The sequence below is a fragment of the Stenotrophomonas maltophilia genome (assembly GCF_003970865.1).
In the GTDB taxonomy this organism is placed as follows: Bacteria; Pseudomonadota; Gammaproteobacteria; order Xanthomonadales; family Xanthomonadaceae; genus Stenotrophomonas; species Stenotrophomonas maltophilia_AR.
This window is the reverse complement of record NZ_RXLZ01000047.1, coordinates 13,045-38,979: the sequence shown is the minus strand read 5'-3', so window position 1 is coordinate 38,979 and position 25,935 is coordinate 13,045. Positions and strand designations below refer to the sequence as shown.

Genomic DNA, 25,935 nt, shown 5'->3' with positions numbered 1-25,935 from the left:
CAAAGTGTGGGGGGGGGGATATTTCTATATATTGGGGTTTTCGGAGGAATGAGGGGGGTCTCCCGAGGGTGGGGTCGCACTCATGCGTGGCGGGCGACAGGGGGCAAGGGGGGGTGGGTCCGGTTGCGGGGGTGTCCGCGGCATGGATGCCGCGGCCAAGCCCCCATGGACGGGTTTACGGCGTCTCCCGCAACCGGACCCACCCCGCCATCCCTCAGGAAACCGGCTTCTGCTGTTGCTTGGGCTTTTGCTGTGGCCGTTGCCTCTGCGGGTGCAGGGCGCCGCCCTGCCGAACTAAACTACCCGCCGTTGTCCCTGCAGGATTGCCCATGTTCGATACCTCGCCCCAGCTCGATTGCGCCGGCCGCATCCTGCGCCTCGACCGTGCCCGGGTCATGGGCATCGTCAACGTCACCCCGGATTCGTTCTCCGATGGCGGCGCGCACGACACCACCGAGGCCGCAGTCGCCCATGGCCTGAAGCTGGTCGAGGAGGGCGCGGACCTGCTCGATATCGGCGGCGAATCGACCCGCCCGGGTGCTGCGCCGGTATCGGTGGAGGAGGAGCTGAGCCGGGTGATTCCGGTGATCGAGCAGCTGGCGGCCCGCACCCGGGTGCCGATCAGCATCGACACCTTCAAGCCGGAGGTGATGCGTGCGGCGGTGGACGCTGGCGCCGGCATGATCAACGACATCTTCGGCCTGCGTCAGGACGGGGCGCTGGACGCCGCCGCTGCAACCGGCGTGCCGGTGGTGCTGATGCACATGCAGGGCGAACCGGGCCACATGCAGGCCGATCCACACTACGACGACGTGGTCGCCGAGGTGCACGGTTTCCTGGTGCAGCGCCTGTTCGCTGCCGAGATGGCAGGTATCGCGAAGAAGAACCTGTTGATCGACCTCGGTTTCGGCTTCGGCAAGACCACCGCCCACAACATGATCCTGCTGGCGCGTTCGGAGCGCTTCCTGGAACTGGGCGTGCCGATGCTGGCTGGCCTGTCGCGCAAACGCAGCCTGGGCGAACTGACCGGCCGCGACACGCCGTCCGAGCGCGTGGCGGCTTCGGTAGCCGCGCACCTGATCGCGGTCCAGCGTGGCGCGCGCATCGTGCGCGTGCATGACGTGGCGGCCACCGTCGATGCGCTGAAGATCTGGCAGGCGGTCGAGGCCGTGCCGACGCCGCGCGCCGACGCCACGCCGACGATCCGCTGGCCGGACGAAGATTGATGGGCATCGACCGGCGGCCACTGGCGATCGCCGTGATGGGGCCGACCGCCAGTGGCAAGACCGCCACCGCGATCGCCCTGGCACAGCAGCTGGATGGCGAAATCGTCAGCGTCGATTCGGCGCTGGTGTACCGCCACCTGGATATCGGTTCGGCCAAGCCTGATGCGGCCGAGCGCGCGCAGGCACCTCATCATCTGCTGGACCTGCGCGATCCCTGGCAGACCTACTCGGCAGCCGAATTCGCCGCCGATGCCGGCAGGGTCGTGGCCGATATCGTGGCGCGCGGCAAGATGCCGATCCTGGCCGGCGGTACCGGGTTGTACTTCCGCGCCCTGTTGCAGGGCCTGTCGCCGATGCCGGAGGCCGATCCGGAGATGCGTGCGGTGCTGGCTGCCGAAGCCGCCGAACGCGGATGGGCGGCACTGCACGCAGAGCTGGCCAAGGTCGACTCGGCCGCAGCGGCACGCATCCATGCCACCGACCCGCAACGCATCCAGCGGGCGCTGGAGGTCTATCGCCTGACCGGCACGCCCATTACTGAATGGCAGCGCCGGCCGGGCGTAGCGCCGTTGCCGGTGCGCACCCTCAAGCTGATCCTGGCGCCGCGTGATCGCGCGGTGCTGCACCAGCGTATCGAGGCACGTTTCGACGCCATGCTGGCACAGGGCTTTCTCGACGAGGTACGGGCATTGCGCGCGATGCCGGAAATGGCCGCTGTGGAGGCGCCGCTTGACCTGCCGGCCGTGCGCGCGGTCGGCTATCGCCAGGCCTGGGAGTACCTGGACGGGGAGGGCGATGCCGCTCGTTTCCGTGACAAGGCGATCTTCGCCACCCGGCAGCTGGCCAAGCGCCAGCTGACCTGGCTGCGCGGCGAGCTTGATGCGCGCTGGTTCGACCCCCATATCGACCACGAGCGCCTGGCCGGCGCGGTGTCGACCTTCGTCGCACGCTGAACCCCCGCCAGCCGTGTAACATCATCGGTCGGCGGGCGGCTCGGGGGCCGTGGCAACCGTCGGCAACCCAATAAGAACAATAATCAGGAGTGTGCAATGTCCAAGGGGCAATCGCTGCAGGATCCTTTCTTGAACGCACTGCGGCGCGAGCGCGTGCCGGTTTCGGTGTACCTGGTCAACGGCATCAAGCTGCAGGGCACGATCGAGTCGTTCGACCAGTTCGTGGTCCTGCTGCGCAACACGGTCAGTCAGATGGTCTACAAGCACGCCATTTCCACGGTCGTTCCGGCACGCAACGTGAAGGTCGGGCCGGGCGGTGGTTACGTGCAGTCGGGTGAAGGTGGTCAGGCAGGTGATGAAGCAGACGAGTAAGACCGGAGCGGTGAATGTTTGACCGCTCGAAAAAGGGCGAACACGCCCTGTTGATCCAGCCCCATTTCGGCAAGCTGGAAGACGATGTGCTGGAAGAATTCGGTGATCTGGCCCGCTCGGCTGGGGCCAGCATCGCCGCGACGATCACTGCGCGCCTGGACCGTCCGAATCCGTCGACCCTGATCGGCAGCGGCAAGCTGGACGAGATCAAGGCCGCGGCCGACGCCAGCGGTGCCGACCTGATCCTGGTCAACCATGCGTTGAGCCCGGGCCAGGAACGCAACCTGGAACGCTTCCTCGAGCGCCGGGTGATCGACCGTACCGGCCTGATCCTGGACATCTTCGCCCAGCGTGCGCACAGCCATGAAGGCAAGCTGCAGGTCGAGCTGGCGCAGCTGCGTCACCTGGCCACGCGGCTGGTGCGCGGCTGGACCCACCTGGAGCGCCAGCGCGGTGGTTCGATCGGCCTGCGCGGCCCGGGTGAAACCCAGCTGGAAACCGACCGCCGCCTGCTGCAGAAGCGGGTCGAGCAGCTGCAGAAGCGCCTGGAAAAGGTTGAAGTGCAGCGCACCCAGATGCGCCGTGCGCGTGTGCGCAGCGAGCTGCCGCGCGTGGCCCTGGTGGGCTACACCAACGCCGGCAAGTCGACCCTGTTCAACGCCATGACCGGCGCCGAGGCCTATGCCGCCGACCAGCTGTTCGCAACGCTGGATCCGACCGTGCGCCGCATCGCGGTCCCGGGAGGCAACGTGGTGCTGGCCGATACCGTTGGCTTCGTCCGCGACCTGCCGCATGACCTGGTCGCCGCGTTCCGTTCGACCCTGTCCGAGGCGCGCGAGGCCGATTTCCTGCTGCACGTGGTCGACGCTGCCGATCCGCACCGCGAGGAGCGCATTGCCCAGGTCGACGAAGTGCTGACCGCGGTCGGTGCCGGTGACCTGCCGCAGTTGCTGGTGTTCAACAAGATCGACCGCATCGAGGGTGCCGACGTCCGCCACGATGGCCAGGACGGTATCCCGGACGAGTCGCGTCGCGAGCGGGTGTGGATTTCCGCGCGTGACGGGCAGGGCCTGGAGCTGCTGCAGGCGGTGCTGGGCAAGCGCCTGGGCCTGCAGCATGTCACCGGCGAACTGCGCCTGCCGCCGGATGCCGGCCGCCTGCGTGCGCGCCTGCACCAGCTGGAAGTGATCCGTAGTGAACAGGCGGATGAAGAGGGCTGGCTGCTGCAGGTCGACCTGCCGATTGCCGAAGCCGAAAAGCTGGCCGCCAGTGCCGACGGTGCGCCGATCCGGGCGCTGCTGCCGGAGAAACTGCCGGAGTGGTGAGCTAGCGGCCGATGCCTGGTAGTGCCGGCCGCTGGCCGGCAACGCAACCGCGCCGGAGGGGCGCGACATCTGCCTGTCATCTGCGGTACAACGTGCAGGTTCTTCACCCCACCGTCATGCCGATGTCCATTCCCACCGACGCTGAACTCAATGCCCAGTCCGCCGCGCTCGGGCAGCGCCTGCAGCAGGCCTCGCTGCAGCTGGTGACCGCTGAAAGCTGCAGTGGCGGCTGGATTGCCAAATGCATGACCGATATCGCCGGTTCCTCGGCGTTCTTCGACTGCGGCATGGTGGTCTACAGCTACGAGGCCAAGCAGCGCCTGCTGGGCGTGCGCGCGCAGACCCTGGAGCAGTTCGGTGCGGTCAGCCGCGAAACCGTGCTGGAAATGGTGTCCGGCGCGCTGGTCAATTCCGGCGCCGGCATCGCCGTGGCGGTGACCGGCATCGCCGGCCCCGGCGGCGGCAGTCCGGACAAGCCGGTTGGCAGCGTCTGGATCGGCTGGAAGCGCCGGGGCGGCTACGCCCGCGCCGAGTTGTTCCAGTTCGATGGCGACCGCGAAGCCATCCGCCGGCAAACCGTGGCGGCGGCATTGCGCGGTATCGACGCCCAGCTGTGACATGCTGCTCCGGTAATCGTCCGGAGCACGCATGATGTGGGAAACGCTGGGCACCGTCCGTGACCTGGGCCGACTGCAGGAAATCGCCGTCGTCCTGATCCGCTATGGCTTCGGCGACGTGGTGCGGCGCATTGGCCTGGCCAGCACATTGGAGCGGGCAGGGCGCCTTCTGCATTGGAACGAGGAGCGGCAGGAACTGCTGCGGATGACCGCGCCGGTGCGTGTGCGCAGCGCGATGCAGGATCTCGGCCCGACCTTCGTCAAGCTCGGTCAGGTACTTGCGACCCGCGTTGATCTGCTGCCGCCGGAATGGATCGCCGAGCTCTCTGAGCTGCAGAATGCGGTGCCGGCGCTGCCATACGCGGATATCCGCGAGCAGCTCGAAGCCGATCTTGGTGCGTCTCCGCAGGACGTGTTCGCTTTCCTCGATGAAACCCCGATGGCCGCCGCCTCGCTGGCGCAGGCCCACCGCGCGCGGCTGCATGATGGTCGCGAGGTAGTGCTGAAGGTGCGCCGCCCCGGCATCCGTGATGTGGTCGAGGCCGACCTGCGGCTGCTGGCCCGCCTGGCCGAGATCGTTGAAGCACGTCTGCCTGACCTGCGTCGCTATCGACCGGCCGAGGTCGTCCAGCAGTTCACCGTATCGCTGCGCCGCGAACTGGACTTCGCCGCTGAATGCCGCAATGCCGAGCGCATCGCGCGCAACTTCAACGGTCGTGACGACATCCTGATTCCCCGCGTGCACTGGCAGTGGACCTGCGAAAGCCTGAATGTGCAGGACTTCGTCGATGGCATTCCCGGGCGTGACCTGGCCGGTGTCGATGCGGCAGGACTGGACCGGCGCGAACTGGCGCGGCGTGGCGCGGACATCGTGCTGAAGATGGTGCTGGAGGACGGCAGCTTCCACGCCGACCCGCATCCGGGCAACATCATCTACCTGCGCGACGGCCGTATCGGCGTGATCGATTTCGGCATGGTCGGCGCGCTGTCCGAAGTGCGTCGTTTTCAGGTCGCGCAGCTGCTGCACGGGCTGGTCGAACAGGATCCGCAGGGCGTGGCCGACGTGCTGCTGGACTGGGCCGGCGGTGTGGAAGTGGACGAGAACCGGCTGCAGCACGACATCAGCCAGTTCGTCGACCAGTACCGTGGCGTGCCGCTGAAGGACCTGCGCATCGGCCTGATGCTGGGCGACATCACCCAGCTGCTGCGCAGCTACAGCCTGACCCTGCCAGCCGATCTGGCGCTGATGATCAAGGCGTTCCTGACCCTGGAAGGCATGGGGCGGCAGCTGGACCCGGATTTCGACATGGCCAGTGCCGCGCGTCCGTTCCTGGAGCGGGTGGTGCTGCAGCGTTACGCGCCCAAGGCGCTGCTCAAGCGAGGCCGCCGCAGCCTGCTGGGCCTGGTCGACTTCGCCGGCGAGCTTCCCCGCGACCTGCGCAAGCTGGTCCAGGCGGCGCGCCGTGGGCGCCTGCAGTTGAAGGTGGAGACCAGCGCATTGCAGGGCTTCGGCGAGCAGGTCAACCGTGCGGCGAACCGGCTGGTGATGGGCATCGTCACCGCCGCGCTGATCATCGGCTCGTCGATCGTGATGCACAGCGTTGGCGGCGTCTCCAGTCGCTGGCTGCTGGCACTGGGCGTGTGCGGCTTCATCGGCGCCGGCTTCTGCGGCGTGTGGATCCTGTTTTCGATATGGAGAAGCGGTAAACACACCTGAGTGTGTTTACCGCAGCGGTTCCCAACGGGAACCGCGGAATCGCTGCGCGATTCCTGTAGAGCCGACCGCTGGTCGGCTGCTTTCGCCCTTGCATTCGCCTTTGCCGCCCGGCCATTCGCCCGACTGCCGAGCATGGCTCGGCACTACAGATGTTGCCGTGTCGCCCCCGGCACTTGCAGTCCCGCATGTTAGTAGTAATACTACTAACCATGGACCTGACCGACACCCAGCAGGCGATCCTGCAGTTGATCGCCGAGCGTATCGAGAGCGAAGGCGCACCGCCGTCGCAGACTGAAATCGCACGTGCGTTCGGCTTCAAGGGCGTGCGCGCGGCCCAGTACCACCTGGAAGCCCTGGAGCAGGCCGGCGCGATCCGTCGCATCCCGGGCCAGGCCCGTGGCATCCGCCTGGTGCAGGCGCCGTCAGTGGAAAAGCTGGCCGAGCCGGGCCTGCCCGACAGCGTGCTGCGCCTGCCGGTGCTCGGCCGGGTTGCGGCCGGCCTGCCGATCGGCGCCGACATCGGCTCGGACGATTTCGTGGTGCTGGACCGGGTGTTCTTCTCGCCGGCGCCGGACTACCTGTTGAAGGTGCAGGGCGATTCGATGATCGACGAGGGCATCTTCGACGGTGACCTGATCGGCGTGCACCGCACCCGCGACGCCCATTCCGGGCAGATCGTGGTGGCCCGCATCGATGACGAGATCACCGTCAAGCTGCTGAAGATCGCCAAGGATCGTATCCGCCTGCTGCCGCGCAATCCCGATTACAAGCCGATCGAGGTGCTGCCGGATCAGGACTTCGCGATCGAAGGCCTCTATTGCGGCCTGTTGCGGCCGAACCGTTGACCCGTTCCATAGCGCATTACCCCGCGGTCTTTTGTGGCGATTCTCTGGTTCCACTGAGGTTGGTACGGATGTCCGATAATTCTTTTCAGAGCGCCGGGCAGAATCTCAGCCTGTGCGATACGTCCGACTTAAAGTGAACCCATGGCAAAGAAGACCCCCAAAGACAGCACCTCCAACGACACGACCTCTGCAAGGACCAATCCGATGGACGAGAACAAGAAGCGCGCCCTCGCTGCAGCTCTGGGCCAGATCGAAAAGCAGTTCGGCAAGGGCTCGGTGATGCGCATGGGCGACCGCGTGGTCGAGCCCGTCGAAGCCATCCCGACCGGTTCGCTGATGCTCGACATCGCGCTGGGCATTGGTGGTCTGCCGAAGGGCCGTGTCGTTGAAATCTACGGGCCGGAATCCTCGGGCAAGACCACGCTGACCCTGCAGGCCATCGCCGAATGCCAGAAGCTGGGCGGCACCGCAGCCTTCATCGACGCCGAACACGCGCTGGACCCGATCTACGCCGCCAAGCTGGGCGTGAACGTGGACGACCTGCTGCTGTCGCAGCCGGATACCGGCGAGCAGGCGCTGGAAATCGCCGACATGCTGGTCCGTTCGGGTTCGGTCGACATCCTGGTGATCGACTCGGTCGCCGCGCTGACCCCGAAGGCCGAAATCGAAGGCGAGATGGGCGACCAGCTGCCGGGCCTACAGGCCCGCCTGATGAGCCAGGCGCTGCGCAAGCTGACCGGCAACATCAAGCGCTCCAACACCCTGGTGGTCTTCATCAACCAGCTGCGCATGAAGATCGGTGTGATGATGCCGGGCCAGAGCCCGGAAACCACGACCGGCGGCAATGCGCTGAAGTTCTACGCCTCGGTCCGCCTGGACATCCGTCGTATCGGCGCGATCAAGAAGGGCGACGAGATCATCGGCAACCAGACCAAGATCAAGGTCGTCAAGAACAAGCTGGCGCCTCCGTTCAAGCAGGTCATCACCGAGATCCTGTACGGCGAAGGCATCAGCCGCGAGGGCGAGCTGATCGACATGGGTGTGGATGCCAAGCTGGTCGAGAAGGCCGGCGCCTGGTACAGCTACGGCGAAGAACGCATCGGTCAGGGCAAGGACAACGCCCGCGGTTACCTGCGCGACAACCCGACGGTTGCTGCGAAGCTCGAAGCCGAACTGCGCGAGAAGTTCCAGCCGACCGAAGCCACCCGTGAGGAAGGCGACGACGAAGGCGACGACGAGTAAGGCTTGCTGTGGGGCAGGGCGGCGCCGTCAGTGACGTCGCCCTGTCCCGCAGGTTCGAATCGCCCAGGGATGGGCTGGGCGCCACGGATGGCGCCACCCTTGGAGCACCGATGTCCGACGCCGACGACATTCCCAGCGGTCGCAAACGCCGGCCGCGCGAGCAGACGCCCGTGCAACGAGCGCTGGGCCTGCTGGTCCGCCGCGAGCACTCGCGCAAGGAACTCACCCGCAAGCTGACCGCACGTGGCATCGAAGACGAGGCTGCGCAGGCGGCTGTCGCCAAGTTGACCGAGGCCGGCTGGCAGGACGACACCCGTTTTGCCGAGAACCTGGTGCGGATGCGCGCCAACACCGGCTATGGGCCGATCCATGTCCGCGCCGAGCTGGGGACCCACGGACTGGACAGCGCCGCGGTTGCCGCGGCGATGGACAGCTACGAAGGCGACTGGCAGGAAAACGCCCGTGATCTGGTCCGCAGGCGCTTTGGCGAGGCCGGTCCGCAGGACCTGACACAGCGGCGCAAGGCCGCCGATCTGCTGGCCCGACGCGGCTTCGACGGCGACAGCATCCGCCGTGCGACCCGCTACGACCCGGATGACTGAGACTGGCGGCGCCGGGCCTGATACCCTTTAGGTTTTCGGCGGTCCCTCGCGACCCTGGCCAACGCGGCCGGTGGTCCGGGCCCGCCGGCCCGCAGACTGCCAGCCCCCAATGAACGCATCCGCCAAATTCACGACTTCCCAGATCCGCAGCGACTTCCTTGAATTCTTCAAGGGCAAAGGCCACACCATCGTGCCGTCGGCGCCGCTGGTGCCGGGCAATGATCCGACCCTGCTGTTCACCAACTCCGGCATGGTGCAGTTCAAGGACGTGTTCCTTGGCGCGGAAAAGCGCAGCTACGTGCGCGCGGCCGACGTGCAACGCTGCCTGCGCGCGGGCGGCAAGCACAACGACCTCGACCAGGTCGGCTACACCGCGCGCCACCACACCTTCTTCGAAATGTTGGGCAACTGGTCGTTCGGCGACTACTTCAAGAAGGACGCGATCGCCTGGGCCTGGGAACTGCTGACCCAGGTCTGGAAGCTGCCGCCCGAGCGCCTGCTGGTCACCGTCTACCAGACCGACGACGAAGCCTACGAACTGTGGCGCGACATGGTCGGCATTCCGGAAGCGCGCATCGTGCGCATCGGCGACAACAAGGGCGCACCGTTCGCCTCGGACAACTTCTGGCAGATGGCCGACACCGGGCCGTGTGGTCCGTGCACGGAAATCTTCTACGACCACGGTGACCATATCGCCGGCGGCCCCCCGGGCTCCCCGGATGAAGACGGCGACCGCTTCATCGAAATCTGGAACCTGGTGTTCATGCAGTTCGACCGCCAGCCCGACGGCACCCTGGTGCCGCTGCCGGCACCGTGCGTGGATACCGGCATGGGCCTGGAGCGCCTGGCGGCGATCCTGCAGCACGTGCACACCAACTACGAGATCGACCTGTTCCAGGCGCTGATCCGCAAGGCGTCGGAGCTGACCGGCACCGCTGACCTGGAAAACAAGTCGCTGCGCGTGATCGCCGATCACATCCGTGCCTGCTCGTTCCTGATCGTCGACGGCGTGCTGCCGTCCAACGAAGGCCGCGGTTACGTGCTGCGCCGTATCATCCGCCGCGCCCTGCGCCACGGCTGGATGCTGGGCGTGCGCCAGCCGTTCTTCAGCAAGCTGGTGCCGACCCTGGTCGAGCAGATGGGCGAGGCCTATCCGGAACTGCCGGCGGCAGTGGACACCGTCACCCGTGCGCTGCAGGCCGAGGAAGAGCGTTTCGCCGAAACCCTCGATGCCGGCATGAAGATCTTCGAGGACGTGGCCGGCAAGGCCAGCAACGGTGTGATTCCGGGTGTTGACGCCTTCCGCCTGTACGACACCTATGGCTTCCCGCTGGACCTGACCCAGGACATCGCCCGCGAGCGCGACCTGACGGTCGACATTGCCGGCTTCGATGCTGCGATGGAGCAGCAGCGCGAAACCGCACGTGCGGCCGGCAAGTTCGGTGGTGGCGTGACCCTGCCGGCCGAGCTGGTGGCGACGCTGAGCCCGACCCGGTTCCTAGGCTACGACCGCCTGCAGGCTGACGGCCTGACCGTGCTGGCCCTGCTCAAGGACGGTCGTCCGGTGCAGTCGGCCGATGCCGGTGACGCAGTCATCGTCATCACCAACCAGACCCCGTTCTACGCCGAGTCCGGCGGCCAGGTCGGCGACACCGGCGTGCTCACCGGCAACGGCGTGCGCCTGGTGGTGGACGACACGCAGAAGTTCGCCGGCCAGTTCCATGGCCACGTCGGCACCCTGTCCGAAGGCGGCCTGAAGGTTGGCGACGTGCTGTCCGGCCAGGTCGATGGCGAGCGCCGTGGCGCCACCATCCTCAACCACTCCGCCACCCACCTGCTGCATGCCGCCCTGCGCGAAGTGCTGGGCACCCATGTGCAGCAGAAGGGCTCGCTGGTCGCTCCGGACCGCCTGCGTTTCGACTTTTCGCACTTCCAGCCGATCAGCGCGGAAGAGCTGGCCGTGATCGAACGCAAGGTCAATCAGCAGGTGCGCGCCAACAACGCCGCCGAAGTGCACAACATGGGCATGCAGGAAGCGCTGGACTTCGGCGCGATGGCCCTGTTCGGCGAGAAGTACGGCGAGCACGTGCGCGTGCTGAAGATGGGTGACTACTCCACCGAGCTGTGCGGCGGTACCCACGTCAACCGTACCGGCGACATCGGCCTGTTCAAGATCACCTCCGAGGGCGGTGTCTCCGCCGGCGTGCGCCGTATCGAAGCGGTCACCGGCCAGGGCGCCCTGGACTACGTGGACGCCGAAGAGGCCCGCCTGGCCGAGGCCGCTGAACTGCTCGGCGGCAGCGCTGCCGACGTGGTCGAGAAGATCCGTGCCCTCGGCCAGCGCCAGAAGCAGCTGGAGCGCGAACTGGAAGCCGTGAAGGCCAAGGTTGCCGCCGGTGCCACGGCCGATCTGTCCGGCCAGGCTGTCGAGGTTGCTGGCGTGAAGGTGCTGGCTGCCCGCCTGGAGGGCTTCGATGCCAAGGCCCTGCGTGACGCCATGGACCGCCTGAAGCAGCAGCTGGGCGACGCGGTGATCGTGCTGGCCGGTGTCCAGGACGGCAAGGCCGCCCTGGTCGCGGGTGTGAACGGCAGCGCAATGGGCAAGGTCAAGGCCGGGGAACTGTTGTCCCATATCGCCGGTCAGATCGGGGGCAAGGGCGGCGGACGCCCGGACCTCGCCCAGGGTGGTGGCGAGGACGGGCCCGCCCTTGCCACTGCGCTGGCTGCAGTCGTCGAATGGGTCAGCCCCCGCCTGTGATGAAACCGACCGTCCCCCTCCTTGTAGGAGCGGGACGGCTGACGGTACCATTGCGAAATCTTTTCCCTTTGTCGTGGTAGCGCTTCTTGACGGAGCGTCAAGCCGGTGGGGGATACCCTTCCACACGGTTCCATGGAGACTTACAAAAATGTTGATCCTGACTCGCCGCGTCGGCGAAACCCTGATGATCGGTGACTCGGTGAGCGTCACCGTGCTTGGCGTCAAGGGTAACCAGGTGCGTATCGGCATCACCGCGCCGAAGGACGTCGCTGTGCATCGCGAAGAGATCTATCAGCGCATCCAGCGCGGTGACGAAGCCGGTGGCACCGGTAGCGAAAATTCTGCCGAATAACGCTTTACCTTCGCACTCGATTAACGTTATGATTCACGCCCCGCTGAGGTGCAACGCACCAGACGCGGAGAAAACCCCGGAGTGATGCCCGAGTGGCCGAAGGGGCTCCCCTGCTAAGGGAGTATAGGGTCAAAAGCTCTATCGAGGGTTCGAATCCCTCTCACTCCGCCAGATACTCAGAAAGGCCCCTGGAAACAGGGGCTTTTTTGTTGTGTGTGCAATTGCCTTCCTGCAGTAACCCTGTGCCTGCAAGGCAGATCTTTTTTTGCCCGGCATCGTGCTGCGCATGTTGAATCCATTGAATGCGATCGCCTCGCTTCGCATACGGGTGCCGCAAGAGCGGCCATCGCCTGACCTTCCTGCTTTGAAGTGGAATGCGCTCATTGCTGTCCGCGTTGGGTCTGGCACGGAGCGCAGGCATGCGCATTCGATGACCACCCGCATCAGGGAGCGTGTCCAGGGATTTTCCCCGCAGACGATCGTCGGCCCTGTGCAGCGTCACCAGCCGCATGCCAGATGAGCCCGGTCGTCGAAGGGTGAGAGCGAAGTGGCGTGTCTCCATCAGGGGGCTGCGCCGGGGTCGGCTGCTGCACCGCGGCAGAGCGGTTCGATGGATGCTGCCAGGAACACCTATGCGGCGGAATGCAACGCCTTGAAAGTTAAGGGATTGCTGCGTACTGAATGAATTCTATATGAATCAAATGAATTCAATGTGTTTCATTTGTTGGCGCACCATCAAAGCTCGGCTAGTTTCGTTCTGTGGCATGCGACCCAGCGCGCACTACGGTGCGAACGTGCGCAATGACCGTTGCAGGACGCTCGTCCGGTTCATGCACATGGGCATGAACTACAGGGTTCTGATGCAGAAGAAGCAGATCGACAGTGCGGGGGCAGAAACGCTGTTTCAACAACGTGCTGTCTCTCTCTCAAGACAGCGCGCTTTGGGGCTGGACTCCCCCTCCAGTCCCGCGCCCGGCGGGGCGCCGACCGTCGTGACGACGGCCTGTTGCCCAGGGGTCGATTCGAGCATCGGCCCTTGGGCAAATTCTTCAATGGCGTGGTGTTCTTTTCCCGGGAGACTTCTGCCGGGAAAGGCCCGCAGATTCGCTGTAGTCAACCTGAGGCCTAGTGAGAGACGAACAGTGGAGCAGGTATCGCAGCCAGGAGGTCGCGGGTGACGCCGCCAAGCAGTCGTTCAATCACGGCGCTGCGGCTGTATGGCCCCAGCACCAGCAGGTCTGCGCCAGAGTCCAGTACATGCTGGCGGATTGCTTCGGCGATTCTGCCCTGCGCAGAGGAGATCGACTGCACTTCCACCTGCACGCCATGGCGGGAGAGATGGCGGGCCATTTCCGCACCCGGCGTGGTGTCGAAAGTGGCAGCGTCCACCATCAGCAGATGAACCTGCTGCGCGTGCGCCAACAGGGGCAGTGCATCGGTAATGGCGCGGCGCGCCTGCTTGCTCGCGTTCCAGGCGACCACGATGCGCTGACCGACGTGGGTTCCCTTCCAATGCGACGGAACCAGCAGCATTGGCACTCCGGTCTGTCGCAACGTTGTGAGCGGTTGCCAGCCGGTGGGGGCGCCAGGGGGATCGGGGTAGCCGGCCACAAGCAGGTCGCAATACAGCGACTGCATCGCCAGGTCCGCGCCGCCGAGATAGTCCGACACGATGCGAAGCTCAGAACTGATGGCCAGGTGATCCGAGATCGTGCGCAGGTACTGCTGGAGCCGCGCTGTGCTCGCAGCGTCTGCGCGTGCCTCGTGTTCCAGGGCAGCCGTGATGCCGGCACCGCGGGCATAGCTGCTGGCGATGTCGCTGGGATGCAGGGCCGTGGATACCGCGATCAGGTGCGCCTGTTGGGCCTGGGCCAGCTGTGCGGCGATCTGCAGCAGGCGCTCACCGGTTTCACTGGCATCGAAGAGGGCTGCGATATCACGAAGAGGATGGAGCATTGCGGTTCTCCTTGCTGTGCCCGGCGGGCAGGTCCGGCGGATGCTGATCGGGTCCCTCACTCCAATTAGCGCAAATTCAGCAGGCGTGTATCATTTATGATTCTATTGATTAATATTATATTCATTGCCGGTCGCTCCCGCCTCGTAGATCGCCGACGGATCGCTGCAGGGACGCGACCGACTGGACGGCGTGAGCCGTCATCTGATGATGGGGGCAGGCGTTGCAACCGTGGAATGCTGGATGAGCAATCATCGCTGCCGCATGCGGAGTCCATGGCCGGGGCCTGGCGCGGTTGCTCCTGCCCGCGGGGCCCGATTGAAATGCGATGCCGTAGTGCTGCAGCGGCATGAAATGGGGATGCTCTGGACGTTCCCGATCGAACACAGCATCCCGGTTCAGGCGCGAACTGATGGAACTATGATTCATCGGTGAATCGAAAGAATCCATTGCGCATTCCCATCGCCTGTACCTGCGGGCTTGATCCAGCGGGCAGCCCGCAGCGCTGCCGTTGTCCTGCGTCGCTTCCTGTTGCAGAGCAGATTGAATATCTGGTGGTTGAGAGATGCGTCCGGAAACTGCTGCGTCTGTTCAAGGCCTGGACAGCGAGAAGCGGCCAGACCAGGGATTGAATGCAGAGGGGCAGGGGCCACGGGCTCCCGTACAGCCGGCAGGCCCTTCGCAGGCCCGCCGGCGTTGAATGCCAGTACCGGCGGTCAGAAGCGCTGCTGATACTTCATGTAGACGAAGCGACCGATGTCATAGCCGCCGTAGTAGGAGTACTGCGAGCTGGGAGCGGTGTACATGATCGGCCCGTAGCGTTCGAACACGTTGTTTGCACCCACCGCAATGGTCGCTTCCCACGGCAGGTTGTAGCGGAACTGCACATCGTGGAAGGTCACTGAGCCGCGCTTGTTGTAGTCACGCGTTCCCTGGTACCAGGGGGCCCGGACACGAGGGTCGGAGCACTCGTCCGGGTGCAGCCGTGCACTGAGGCATTGCTCCCGAGTGCCGGAGTAGTAGCGCGCCGTCCAGCTGACGCCGAAATCTCCGAAGTCCCAGCCCAGGGTCAGGTTCGAGCGCGTGCGGAAACTGCCGCCGATGCCGTTCGACGGAGTGGGTACCACTGAGCTGTTGTTCGTGGTGCGGTAGATGTCCTTGCTGACGTAGGTCGTAGCCCACTTCGAACTGAGCCGGCCATACAGGGTATCGACGTGGTAGCTCAGATCCAGGTCGTAGCCCTCGGTTTCCATGAAACCCGCGTTGCGACTGCCGAAGTTCAGCTTGTTGACGATGCCCAGGACCGGGTCGCGGGTGAACGCCCTGCATCGGGCCTCGACGCCATCTTCGTAGCAGTCCTTCAGCATCTGATTGGGATGATCGGCCACGATGGTGTTGTTGATGCGGATTTTCCACCAATCCAGCGAGACGTTGAAATTGCTGACGAAGCTGGGGCTCCAGACCAGGCCAAGGGTCTTGCTGGTCGAGGTCTCCGGGGTCAGGTCGGGATTGGCGCCGTTGACGAATGGAACGGGTGACTGGTCACTGCTGCTGGTGATGGGAACATTGCCTTGCCGGAGCTGGCGATAGGTATCTGCATTGGCGATATCGCGTGCACAGCGGGCGCGCACCTGCGGGCTCGTTGCCGATGCGCCATAGACGGTGTCGCACGGGTCCTGGAAGCCCCGCACAAACGACTGCATGCTGCCGCCATAGAGGTTGGAGATGGTTGGCGCACGGAATCCTTTCGCCCAGGTGCCGCGAACCAGCAGCTGGTCGAAGGGTTTCCACTTGAAACCAAACTTGCTGTTCAACGTGTTTCCGAAGGTGTTGTAGTCGGAGAACCGGGTTGCCGCATTGAGGGTCAGCTCCCGGGCGCCTGGGAGGTTGGCCAGGATCGGTACACTGAGCTCCAGATAGGCCTCCCGTACCGTATAGCTGCCGCCGGTGGGGCCGGCAGCAAGATTGGTGGTCGCCCCCGTCTGGGCAAGTGCATCGGGAATGAATTCGCCCTTTTCCTTGCGGCGTTCAAGGCCGAAGGCGAATCCGAGATCGCCCGCCGGCAGGCGCACGATCGATCCACTGATGTTGGCGAAGAAGTTGCTGCTGGTGGTCTTGCCGGAGGAGTTCTCGGCCGGCATCAGGTAGTCGATCAGTGCCTGGTTGCCGGTAAGGCCGTAGGGGTTCTTGGTGCCATATGGAATGAGCGGGTTCCAGGGCATGCACCCGGCAATGGGAGCACCCGGTCGGCCGCATTCGACCTTGCCGGTTTTCGCGTCGTAGTACGACGGGCCAACCGCATTCCTCACCCGTTCCCTGTGCAGGTTGCCGACGACGGTCTGGCGCAGTTCGTTCTTGTTGTACTGGTAACCCACCTCCCAGTCGAAGTAGCGTTCGCCGATTTCGAAGCTGCCGTCGAACGCGGCAACCGCGCGATAGGTCTTCAGCTCGCTGGTCGTAACGCGGGGGACTTCCCATGTGCGGCGATTCCAGGCCACGGCGGTCGGCTTGCTGTATCCGTGCTGCCGGCCGAAGGGGTTGAAGTAGCTGTCGATGGAAAGGGCGCCGACATCGGGTGATTGCAGCGGATACCCAGCGACCTGTGTTTTCGAGTCGCGCTTGCTGTAGCCCAGTTGCGTGCTGAAACGGACGTTGTCGGTGATGTTGAAGCGCCCATCCAGGAACAGCGAGTTACGCTTGATCGGAAAGTTTAGATGCATCTGCTCGTTGGCGTTGGATACATCCCCGGTGAAGGGCGTCGGATCGGAGATGTGATAGTTCCCCGGCTTGGTCGGGTCCGTACCGCGGTTGAGCGAGTAGTTGCAGCCTGTTCTTGAATTGGTACACCCGGGGCCGCCGATGAGGCCGTTGATCTGTCCCCACTGACTGACCTGGGTCCAGCCATACTGGGGATGACGGTCGGTATTGGCGTACTGGCTGAACCATCGATCCTTCGCCCAGACCGCCTTCTCTTCGGAGTGCTCGGCCGACAGCGTCAGCGACATGCGATCGTTGCGCCAACCGGCGACAACGTCGAAGCGGCTACGCTCGCCGTCGCCTTGTCCGTACTGGCCGAAGTAGGCATTGGCGACCACGCCGGTCATGTCGTGCCGGGTGATGATGTTGATCACGCCGGCCATGGCATCCGAGCCATAGATCGCAGAAGCGCCGTCCTTGAGGACTTCAATGCGTTCAACGGCAGACACGGGGATCGTCGAAATATCCTGGTAGCCGTTGGTGCTGATGCCCAGCCGTTTGCCGTTGATCAGGACAAGCGTACGTTGGGGGCCGAGGTTGCGCAGGTTGATGTAGGAGCCGCCGGCATCCTCACCCGCGCTCAGTACGCTGGAGCGACTCAGTGCGGGACTGCCGGCGGCCGTGATGTTCTGCAGGATGTCAACGACCGAGCTGAATCCCTGGCGTTCGATATCCACCCGCGATATCGCCATCACCGGCTGCGCGGTCTCCACGTCCACCTGGCGGATGCGCGAGCCGGTGACTTCAATGCGATCAAGGTTGGTCGGTGAAGATTTGGCCTCTTGGGCGAAGGCGGATGTACTGGTCAACGCCGCCGTGGCCGAGGCCAGCAGGGCCATGCCGACAGCGCGATCCAAAGGCGTGGAGCGTAGTTTCATGGTGATCTCCCAAGCGTGTGGTCGTACGCAGAACTGCCCGTGACTGGGCACTGGGGAATCCGGCAGGTGCCGCTATCCCCGAGGCAGGGGATGGGGCAGCCGGGATTGCGGGCGCTACGGCAGGCCTCCTCACTGGCTTCACGTTGAGTCAACGTCGTGATAACAAAACCGAGGTCTTCCAGAAACATAAATGTTTCAAAGGACACATTGCGAAATTGTTTGGTTCATTAAGCATTCATTATTCGGTCATGAGTCTGAGTGGCTTTTTCCCTGAATGGAGGAGGTGTACGGGAACTCCTGCTCCAAGGGCGAACTGATGAATTCAATATGATTCAATAGAGTCATAAAGAATCTTTCGGCCCTGGGATGGATGGCCTTTCCCAGTGCATGTGCTCCGGCATCAGCCGGATGTTTTTTCAGTGGCTGGCGGCACGCGCAATGCACCTGGCTGCCCAAGTGGCCGTGCGCTCCCATGCGTCAGGGAGCTGCCGGTGGCGTCCGACGGCCGTGGATGACTCCGAAGTGGACTGACAGGTGCAACGCCGTGAATGGAAAGATCGAGCAGGTCAATTTCAAGATGCCGGCGCAGCTTCGCTCAAAGCTGCGCAGCGCCGCGGCCGGTAACCGGCGCAGCATGACTGCGGAAATCGTGGAGAGGCTGGAGGCCAGCTTTCAGGGCGCAGGCACCGCGAAGCACCTGCTTGTCCTGCGGATCGAATCCGGGGACGCCTTGTGCATGGATGAATTGCTGGAGTCCATGCGTCGAATCCAGCGCGAGAGCGGTATCGAGTTCCGTTCGATCACGGTCAGCGTGCAGCCTTTCAATCCACGAACCGAGGAACAAGGATGAAGTCCATCTGTGTCTACTGCGGCGCCAATGCCGGCAGCAGCGCGCTGTATGCCGAACAGGCTGCCAGGCTGGGAGAGCGCCTCGCACACGACGGGCTGCGGCTGGTGTATGGCAGGGGCAATGTCGGCTTGATGGGAATCGTCGCCAACGCAGCGCTTTCAGCTGGAGGCGAGGTCATTGGTGTGATTCCACGCCAGTTGGTCGAGTGGGAAGTCGCGCATCCCGGGCTGAGCCAACTGGAAGTGGTGGATTCGATGCACCTGCGCAAAGCGCGCATGTTTGAACTGGCCGATGGGTTCGTCGCGCTGCCCGGTGGCTTTGGCACGATCGAGGAAATCTTCGAGATGCTGACCTGGCGGCAGCTGGGCATCGGTGACAAGCCCTGCGCATTCCTGGACGTGGATGGATTCTATGCGCCGCTGATTGGAATGATTGATCGGATGGTGGAGGAGCGCTTCCTGCATCAGGACCATCGTGCTGATCTGTGGCACGGCAGCGGGATCGACGAGATGCTGGATTGGATGCGTGGTTACGCGCCGTTGCAGTCGTCGAAGTGGCTTGATGAACGGCGACGGGCAACCCTTCGCTGAGGTAGAAGCCGTCGCCAGGGGCTGGGCAGCAGAACGGCATGCGGTTCGAAAACGCGCAGAAGGTGTTCGGGCCTCTGCGCGTTTTTCGTTTCCCTTGGTTGATGGAAACGGTGGTGGTCGATGCATCGCACACGAATTCACGAAGCGGAATGCTTGCTTAACCAGAGAATCAAAAATGATTCATATGGTGCAATGCAGCGCCTAGAAAGTTAGACTTGCGTCACGGAACTGAGGGCGTGCCCCGTTCCGGCTCCTGGGGAGGCGCAAGGATGAAGCTGACAGCCCGGCAAAGGTTCCTTGCCACCTTCTCTACTTTTCTCCATTTCACGTAGGGCTAGGTAAACGTTATGAACAAGACCACGCTTTTTGCTGTCCTGATGCTGGCCGCCGCACCGATGGCCGCCAATGCCGCCGACGGCACCATCACCTTCACCGGCAAGGTCACTGACAAGACCTGCACCATCGCCACCACCGGCGGCAAGGACTTCGAAGTCAAGCTCCCGACCGTTTCCAAGTCCAATCTGGATGCCACGGGCGCTGTGGCAGGCCGCACCCCGTTCTCGATCAACCTGACCCAGTGCGCACCGGGCAAGGTGGCGACCTATTTCGAGCCGGGTACGACTGTCGACTTCAGTAGCGGTCGTCTGAACATCGGCGGTGGTGCCAATGCTGCAACCAACGTCCAGGTACAGCTGCTGGGTTCCAACTCGCAGTTCCTGCCGATCAAGGCAGCCGGTTCGGGCCAGGCACAGGAAAACTCGCAGTGGGCTGACGTCGGCAGCGACGGCAGTGCCAATCTGGGCTACTACGCCGAGTACTACGCGACCGATGCTGCGACCGCAGGCGACGTGAACACCAGCGTCAAGTACACGATCGTCTACAACTGACCGTCGCTGTATCCGGACTGGCCGGCGTGCGCGCCGGCCAGTGCTCTGCGGCCCTGGGCCACGCCTATTCGAGCGTAGTACTTCCGATGAAAGCTCTCTTTCCCCGGACGCTGCTTCTGGCCGCGTCGATGCTGCCGCTTTGCCACGACGCCGTGGCCGGCGTGGTGGTCAATGGCACGCGCGTGATCTACCCGGCGCAACAGCGTGAAGTGACCGTGCAGGTCCAGAACGTAGGTGAGTCTCCCGCGCTGGTCCAGGCGTGGATTGACCGAGGGGATGCGAGCAAGCCTCCCGAGGCCAGTGATGCCCCCTTCGTGCTGACGCCACCGATCGCACGCGTGGAGCCCGGCCGCAGCCAGGCCCTGCGCGTGATCTTCTCCGGCGCACCGTTGCCGGATGATCGTGAGTCGCTGTTCTGGCTCAACGTGCTGGATGTTCCGCCGTCTCCCTCCAGTGCCGACGGAGGCGAACAGAACTACCTGCAGGTTGCGTTCCGCTCGCGACTGAAGTTTTTCTACCGCCCGCAAGGGTTGAAGGGCAGTGCCAATGATGCGCCCGGGATCCTGCGCTGGACCGGCAGCGGGACCCGCCTGCGGGTTGAGAATCCCAGCCCTTTCCACGTGACGCTGGCGGAGGTGCACGGCACGACCGCGGGTATCGAAAAGACCATCAATGATCAGGGCACGATGGTGGCGCCCCTGCAAAGCCTGGACTTCGATATGCCCTCGGGGACCGGCCAGCTGCGCTTCATCACCATCAATGACTACGGCGGACGGGTGGAGCACAAGGTCCGTCTGGAAACCGGGCCGTGAGCCCTTTGACAGGAGCCTGATCATGGCGATGAACGTACTGTTCTGCTCGATCCAGCGTGTGTTGGCGGCTCCTGTCGTACTCGCAGCTGTGGGCAGTGCATGCTCGGCCTGTGCCGTTGCCGCCCCCGCCAACCTTGGAGAGCAGGCACTGGTGGCGCAGAGCGGTGCAGCAACTGCACCCGCGCCGACGTCGGCCACATTCAATTCGGACTTCCTTTCCGGACAGGCCACCCAGGTCGATCTTGCAGCGTTCAGCCACGGTAATCCGATGGTGGCTGGCACCTATCGCGTGGACCTCTATGTCAACGGTGCCTGGAAGGGGCGCCGCGACCTGCAGTTCAAGGCCGATGCCCAGGGCCGGGTCGATGCCTGCGTACCGATTTCGTTGCTGGAGGAGGTCGGCGTGGACAGCGAGGCAGTGCTGGTCCAGCAGAGCCCTTCAGTTCCTGCCGATGCGACGAGTTGCGTGCCGGTGCAGCAGCGCATGGCCAACGCCTACGGTATCTACGACAGCGGCAATCTACGCTACGACCTGAGCATTCCGCAGGTGTTCCTGCGTCGCGAGGCCCGGGGCTACGTCAATCCGGCGTTGTGGGACCGCGGCATCAATGCCGGCTTCGTCAGCTACAACTTCAATGCGATGGAGAATGACAGCCGGGTGGCAAGTGGCCAACGCGACCGCAGCGCCTATCTCGGCCTCAACATGGGCCTCAATCTTGGCGGTTGGCAGTTCCGCCATGATTCCAACCTGACCTGGAACGAGAACGACGGTCGTCACTGGCAGGGCATTGCCACCTATGCCCAACGCGGCATACCGAAGGTTCGCGGCCTGTTGACGCTGGGCGAGGCCTATACCAACGGCCAGCTGTTCGACTCGATCGGCTACCGGGGTGCGAGCCTTGCCAGTGATGACCGGATGCTGCCGGATTCACTGCGGGGCTACGCCCCGGTCATCCGGGGCATCGCCGAGACCAGTGCGCGGGTCGAAGTCCGCCAGAACCAGCAGTTGATCTATTCCTCCACGGTCTCGCCCGGCAGCTTCGTCATCGACGACCTGTACCCAACCGGCTACGGCGGTGATCTGGAGGTCAGCGTGATCGAGGCCGATGGCCGGCGGCGTGAATTCAAGGTGCCCTTCGGCTCGGTGCCGCAGATGCTGCGCGAGGGCGTATCGCGCTACTCGTTGACCGCCGGCCAGGTGCGCAACAAGCTGCTCAACGACGAGCCATGGCTGCTGCTGGGCACGTACCAGCGTGGCATCGGCAATCGGCTGACCCTCTACGGTGGCAGCGCGTTGAGCGAGGGCTACCTGTCGATGCTGTACGGCGTCGGCCTGTCCACGCCGGTGGGTGCCTTCGCCGCCGATGTCACCCACGCGCGCACTGCCTTCGATCGCTTCGGCGACCGGACCGGTGCCAGTGTCCGCTTGAGCTACAGCAACATGATTGGCGAGACCGGGACCAATCTGACCCTGGCGGCCTACCGGTACTCCACCGAGGGCTTCTACAGCCTTCAGGATGCCGTGTATGCACGCGATGCCGAAGAAAGAGGCGCCGACCCGACGGCGCGCGGACGCCAGCGCAGCCAGTTCCAGCTGACCCTCAACCAACCGCTGGGCAGGCGTTGGGGTGCGCTGTACGTGACCGGTTCAGTACGCGATTTCTATGACCGGGAAGGGACGGCGAAGCAGTACCAGGTTGGCTACAACAATGCCTGGCGCGCGGTGAGCTACGGCTTCTCCGCTCTGCGCACCGAGGAGGGTACGTTCGGTCGCTCGGAAACCCAGTTCCTGTTCTCGATGAGTGTGCCGCTGGGGCGGAGCGCTCACCCGCTGTCGTTCAGTGCAGATCTTGGTGCACGCGATCCTGGAGGCTATGACAGCAGCCGCATTGGTATCACCGGTTCGGCCGGGGCCGACAGCAACTTCAACTACGGCGTGGCGGTGTCCGATTCCCGGCAGAGCGGGACGGCCGCGACTGCCAATGCCACCTACCGTAGCCGCTACACGGCGTTGAGTGCCAATTACGGGCATTCGCGTGACTATCGGCAGGCGTCGGTTGGTGCGAACGGCAGCGTGGTGGTCCATCCTGGCGGGCTGACGTTCACGCCACAGCGTGGCGACACCATGGCCGTGGTGGAGGCGCTCGGTGCGCGCAATGCACGCGTGGGCAATGCGGCAGGACTGCGCATCGATGGCCGTGGCTATGCCGTGGTGCCGTATTTGTCCCCCTACCGGCTCAACACCGTGACGCTGGACCCGCAGGGAATGGCTCACGACGTGGAGCTGGAGAGCAGCAGCCAGTCGATCGCGCCGTTCGCCGGTGCCATTGGCTATGTCCGTTTCGATACCCGGCGGGGCAATGCCTTGCTGATCCAGGTGCGGGATCGCGATCACGAGGCGCTGCCGTTTGGTGCGCAGGTCAAGGACGAGCAGGGGCAGCCGGTGGGCATGGTCAGTCAGGGTAGCCGGCTGTACGTGCGGAGCGAGCAGCGCCAGGGGCGGCTGCGCGTGGAGTGGGGCGCAGGTGCCGACCAGCAGTGCTGGGTCGACTACCAGGTGCCCGCAGGTGCGGACGCGTCCTTGACCGGTTTCATTTCGATGGAGGCAGTATGTCGATGACAGTGATGAATGCAGTGCCGCTTGCGCTTGATGAGGCCCACGTGGATGCCCCCGTTGAACGGATCAGGCCGCCGCGTGCGGCACAGGCGGGGCAGCCCTGGCACGGGCCATGGGGGCCGGACATCCCGCAGGAAAAGAGCGTGCCCGAAAAGGAGACGCAGGAGGTCCTGGTGGATGGCGCGGACGTTGAGGGTATTGCTCATCAGTACGTCGTCTACAGAACGCTTGAAAAACGCTGGCGATGGGTATTGCTGGCCAGGAATTCGAAGCGGCTGGCAGAAAGTGCGCGTGACTACACCTCGAAGGAGAACTGCGTGAGAGCGCTGTTCCTGACGATCGGAGTGGCCGCTACCGCGCCAGTCTGGAACTGCGTGGACATGATCTGGGAAGTTCGGGGCCCTTGAGCCACTCTGCTGGAGTTTCGCGATGAATGAACGGTTGAAGAGAGCGAAGGGTTACGCCCGGAGGGCGACGGGTATCCGCTGTCTGCCTGGCACCATCCTGCTGTTTGCCGGGCTTATGCTTACAGGAGGCGCGGAGGCTGCCTGCCGAATCAATCTGATTGGCGGGATCTTCTTCGATCCCCAGGAAGTGCTGATCGACGCGGGGTACATTACCGTGCTCCCAAGCACACCTATCGGCGGCCTCATCAAGCAGATAAGCGGGGGAATCCATGGGAAGGCATTCGTCGCCCAATGCGATCTGTGGGGAGGGAAAGAGATATCAGTATTCGAGAATCCCGACCGGCGAGTGGCAGTGCCGGGCCTGGCGAATGTATATACAACGGACGTACCAGGTATCGGGGTGAGGGTTATGCGCTCGGTATCCGGTGGTTCGCCCTTCTTCTATCCACATAGCCAGTCCCATTCGGTCAAACCCGGTTGGCTGGGTATCGATGGTGGCAGTTTCATTATTGATCTGGTCAGAACTGCGGAGCAGATAGGGACCGGCCGCGTCGCGCCGACAGGCACGTTCACGAGGTTCTACTATGATGGCAACAGTACTTCCAATCCGGCGCTGACATCCAAGTTCTCCAGCAATGGCAATGTCGTGGTGAAACCGACATGCGAAGTGGACGCCGGGAGCCGCAACATCCCCGTTGCGTTCGACAACGTACCAGCCAACAGATTCAACGGACCCCGAACCCGTGGGGACAACCGCGACTTCAGCATCAAGCTGCTTTGCCAAGGGGGCGCTAGAGAGACGCGGGTCAAGATCCGTATTGACGCGACGCCTGACGACTCCGGATACCAAGGCGTTCTTAAGCTGGACAATGTCCAGAATCGGGCCAGTGGCGTGGGTATCGAGATGGTGAGGCGTTCTGGTACCAGCGAGGTGCCGTTCTCGCTGGGAGATCCTTTGGTCGTTGGCTTCACCCAGCCGACGGCGAGCACGCTGGAACTGCCGCTGCGTGCGCGGTACATCCAGACCAGGGAAGGTGCAGTCGGACCTGGGGTGGCCAATGGCAAAGCGACATTCACTCTTCAGTACGATTGAGGGAAAGCCTTCGGCAGGGCTGCCGTGCCTGGGTGGAGGGCGGGCACGCTGTCAGCAGCGCTGGGCGAACAGCGTGCTCAGTTCACGGTCGTCCAGAAAGCGGGCGTTGCTCAAGGCCTGGTGGGACCCGCAGGCAGGGCAGTCCAGGATGGTTCCACCGGGAACGCGGCCAAGGCTGTGTTCGGTCGCCACGGTGACCGCCCGGCATTTCCTGCACTGGATCGTGATGTGGGTAACGCATTCGACATCTCCGCCCTGTCCCTGGCGCAGGCGGAGTGCAAGTACGTAAAACAGGCCGGTATCGGGCATGTCCGTCTTCCGTCAATCATGTGGGGGCGGGTACCCTGCAGGAGGCAGCGCTGTCATGCATCCTCCGACAGGGCGATTCCGAGACGCTGCAGCAGCAGTGCCAGCTGGGCTGGGTCGAGGCGCAGTTCCTGCTGCTGGATCTGTGCGATGCCCAGGTCACCGAGCACAGCGCGGTCCAGGTCTGCGCGGAAGAAGTCCGCGGTTGACCAGTCGAAGTGGGTGAATATCCCGCCTGCCAGGCAGGCCGCGCGGAAGTTGGTGCCTGCGGTGATCGCGCCAGACCAGCGGTTGTCGCGCAGGTCGCACGCTTCCAGCGAAATGGCGCTGAAATCAGCACCCCGCAGATTTGAACGAAGGATCCGGGGTGGTCCGGTGAGTGGATCATCCGGGAGTGGGCGCATCCGCGAGTGACGGAAGTCGGTACCGGGCGCGCGGCAATCCACGATCGACAGGCCCGGCGCGAAGGCAAGACGGAAGTCGCAATGGCTGAGGTCGCAACGTTCAAAGCGTGCGCGTTGGAGGATGCTGCCGGTGAAGCGACTGCCTTGGCCTGTTGTGCGGTCGAGGAAATGGCAGTGATTGAACTCGGTATCTGTCAGGTTGCTGGTGGAGAAGTCGCACCCGATGAACATGGCATGGTCGATCCTGGCTCCCGTGAACTGCCTCGAACTGAAGCGCTCCCCGCGAAAGATCTCCATCCATGATCCCCTGACTGCCATCTGTTGCTGCACCGAGCAAGGTCAAGTTACTCACATAAGTGACAGATGACGCA

The 25,935-nt window shown here is 64.0% G+C and carries 22 protein-coding genes and 1 tRNA gene; 19 read left to right on the top strand and 4 right to left on the bottom strand.

Going from position 1 to position 25,935, the window contains the following annotated elements:
* Positions 1-329 precede the first annotated feature (329 nt).
* The 12 genes from folP to EKL94_RS15545 all read left to right on the top strand — a co-directional run bounded on the left by folP (position 330) and on the right by EKL94_RS15545 (position 12,180).
* Positions 330-1,226, top strand: a complete 897-nt coding sequence (folP, locus tag EKL94_RS15600) for a dihydropteroate synthase (RefSeq protein ID WP_126929775.1) — start codon at positions 330-332, stop codon at positions 1,224-1,226.
* Entirely contained in the window at positions 1,226-2,179 is a 954-nt protein-coding gene (gene miaA / locus EKL94_RS15595; protein WP_126929774.1) for a tRNA (adenosine(37)-N6)-dimethylallyltransferase MiaA, read from the top strand. Before folP ends, miaA begins: the two co-directional genes overlap by 1 nt.
* A 96-nt stretch (positions 2,180-2,275) precedes the next feature.
* Entirely contained in the window at positions 2,276-2,551 is a 276-nt protein-coding gene (gene hfq / locus EKL94_RS15590) for an RNA chaperone Hfq (protein ID WP_004152891.1), read from the top strand.
* Positions 2,552-2,565: 14 nt separating this feature from the next.
* Positions 2,566-3,876, top strand: coding sequence for a ribosome rescue GTPase HflX (hflX, locus tag EKL94_RS15585; RefSeq protein WP_099559593.1), 1,311 nt, complete (start codon positions 2,566-2,568; stop codon positions 3,874-3,876).
* A 122-nt stretch (positions 3,877-3,998) separates the two neighbouring features.
* Positions 3,999-4,493 (top strand): CinA family protein, encoded by a 495-nt coding sequence (locus EKL94_RS15580; protein ID WP_010484249.1) that lies wholly within the window; start codon positions 3,999-4,001, stop codon positions 4,491-4,493.
* 34 nt (positions 4,494-4,527) lie between these two features.
* On the top strand, positions 4,528-6,210 hold the full coding sequence (gene ubiB / locus EKL94_RS15575) for a 2-polyprenylphenol 6-hydroxylase (protein ID WP_126929779.1): 1,683 nt from the start codon (positions 4,528-4,530) through the stop codon (positions 6,208-6,210).
* Positions 6,211-6,419: 209 nt separating this feature from the next.
* Positions 6,420-7,055, top strand: coding sequence for a transcriptional repressor LexA (gene lexA / locus EKL94_RS15570; RefSeq protein ID WP_126929773.1), 636 nt, complete (start codon positions 6,420-6,422; stop codon positions 7,053-7,055).
* Positions 7,056-7,259: 204 nt separating this feature from the next.
* On the top strand, positions 7,260-8,297 hold the full coding sequence (recA, locus tag EKL94_RS15565) for a recombinase RecA (protein ID WP_126929772.1): 1,038 nt from the start codon (positions 7,260-7,262) through the stop codon (positions 8,295-8,297).
* Positions 8,298-8,407: 110 nt separating this feature from the next.
* Positions 8,408-8,899, top strand: coding sequence for a recombination regulator RecX (gene recX, locus EKL94_RS15560; protein WP_126929771.1), 492 nt, complete (start codon positions 8,408-8,410; stop codon positions 8,897-8,899).
* A 109-nt stretch (positions 8,900-9,008) separates the two neighbouring features.
* Positions 9,009-11,657 (top strand): alanine--tRNA ligase, encoded by a 2,649-nt coding sequence (gene alaS, locus EKL94_RS15555; protein WP_126929770.1) that lies wholly within the window; start codon positions 9,009-9,011, stop codon positions 11,655-11,657.
* 148 nt (positions 11,658-11,805) lie between these two features.
* Positions 11,806-12,009, top strand: coding sequence for a carbon storage regulator CsrA (csrA, locus tag EKL94_RS15550; RefSeq protein ID WP_004152909.1), 204 nt, complete (start codon positions 11,806-11,808; stop codon positions 12,007-12,009).
* A gap of 78 nt (positions 12,010-12,087) precedes the next feature.
* Positions 12,088-12,180: transfer RNA gene (locus EKL94_RS15545), tRNA-Ser, on the top strand.
* A gap of 954 nt (positions 12,181-13,134) precedes the next feature.
* Here the strand turns inward: EKL94_RS15545 and EKL94_RS15540 are convergent.
* Positions 13,135-14,025 carry a universal stress protein gene (locus EKL94_RS15540; protein ID WP_260473447.1) on the bottom strand — a complete coding sequence of 297 codons (891 nt, stop codon included), beginning with the start codon at positions 14,023-14,025 and terminating at the stop codon, positions 13,135-13,137.
* A 654-nt stretch (positions 14,026-14,679) separates the two neighbouring features.
* Positions 14,680-17,598: a TonB-dependent receptor plug domain-containing protein gene (locus tag EKL94_RS15535; protein ID WP_126929769.1), complete on the bottom strand. Its 2,919-nt coding sequence runs from the start codon at positions 17,596-17,598 to the stop codon at positions 14,680-14,682.
* Between the two features lie 544 nt (positions 17,599-18,142).
* On the opposite strand from EKL94_RS15535, the gene EKL94_RS22450 reads away from it, so the two are divergent.
* From EKL94_RS22450 to EKL94_RS15500, 7 genes are all read left to right on the top strand, one after another.
* Positions 18,143-18,448, top strand: coding sequence for an Arc family DNA-binding protein (locus EKL94_RS22450; protein WP_185830046.1), 306 nt, complete (start codon positions 18,143-18,145; stop codon positions 18,446-18,448).
* On the top strand, positions 18,445-19,038 hold the full coding sequence (locus tag EKL94_RS15525) for an LOG family protein (protein ID WP_126929767.1): 594 nt from the start codon (positions 18,445-18,447) through the stop codon (positions 19,036-19,038). Before EKL94_RS22450 ends, EKL94_RS15525 begins: the two co-directional genes overlap by 4 nt.
* Before the next feature lie 347 nt (positions 19,039-19,385).
* Positions 19,386-19,925: a fimbrial protein gene (locus EKL94_RS15520; protein ID WP_126929766.1), complete on the top strand. Its 540-nt coding sequence runs from the start codon at positions 19,386-19,388 to the stop codon at positions 19,923-19,925.
* Between the two features lie 86 nt (positions 19,926-20,011).
* On the top strand, positions 20,012-20,737 hold the full coding sequence (locus EKL94_RS15515; protein WP_126929777.1) for a fimbrial biogenesis chaperone: 726 nt from the start codon (positions 20,012-20,014) through the stop codon (positions 20,735-20,737).
* Between the two features lie 22 nt (positions 20,738-20,759).
* Positions 20,760-23,357 (top strand): fimbria/pilus outer membrane usher protein, encoded by a 2,598-nt coding sequence (locus tag EKL94_RS15510; protein WP_260473445.1) that lies wholly within the window; start codon positions 20,760-20,762, stop codon positions 23,355-23,357.
* Positions 23,348-23,761, top strand: a complete 414-nt coding sequence (locus EKL94_RS15505; protein ID WP_126929765.1) for a YegP family protein — start codon at positions 23,348-23,350, stop codon at positions 23,759-23,761. Before EKL94_RS15510 ends, EKL94_RS15505 begins: the two co-directional genes overlap by 10 nt.
* 22 nt (positions 23,762-23,783) lie before the next feature.
* The gene (locus EKL94_RS15500; protein ID WP_126929764.1) at positions 23,784-24,854 is read left to right on the top strand and encodes a fimbrial protein; all 1,071 of its coding nucleotides are present in this window, start codon (positions 23,784-23,786) and stop codon (positions 24,852-24,854) included.
* 51 nt (positions 24,855-24,905) lie between these two features.
* Here EKL94_RS15500 and EKL94_RS15495 read toward each other — a convergent pair whose 3' ends face one another.
* Entirely contained in the window at positions 24,906-25,163 is a 258-nt protein-coding gene (locus EKL94_RS15495) for a hypothetical protein (RefSeq protein ID WP_126929763.1), read from the bottom strand.
* A 53-nt stretch (positions 25,164-25,216) separates the two neighbouring features.
* Positions 25,217-25,861 (bottom strand): pentapeptide repeat-containing protein, encoded by a 645-nt coding sequence (locus EKL94_RS15490; protein ID WP_185830045.1) that lies wholly within the window; start codon positions 25,859-25,861, stop codon positions 25,217-25,219.
* Positions 25,862-25,935 lie beyond the last annotated feature (74 nt).